2 tRNA genes are annotated in these 218 nt (G+C 50.9%); both read right to left on the reverse strand.

The features are described 5' to 3' along the window. Positions 1-2 precede the first annotated feature (2 nt). Positions 3-79: transfer RNA gene (locus ACVA54_RS19815), tRNA-Arg, on the reverse strand. Between the two features lie 56 nt (positions 80-135). Continuing rightward, positions 136-212 (reverse strand) — tRNA-Arg (locus ACVA54_RS19820). Positions 213-218 lie beyond the last annotated feature (6 nt).

A 218-nucleotide genomic window follows, 5' to 3' on the forward strand; every position in this document is an offset into this window, starting at 1 on the left:
AGTGGCGCGTCCTGGAGGATTCGAACCTCCGACCGCCTGGTTCGTAGCCAGGTACTCTATCCAGCTGAGCTAAGGACGCGCAATAATATATATTTTACTGTGTATAACCCGTTTATCAAACGAATTATTAAATAGTGGCGCGTCCTGGAGGATTCGAACCTCCGACCGCCTGGTTCGTAGCCAGGTACTCTATCCAGCTGAGCTAAGGACGCGCAGTT

The sequence above is a fragment of the Vibrio sp. PNB23_22_6 genome (assembly GCF_052877535.1).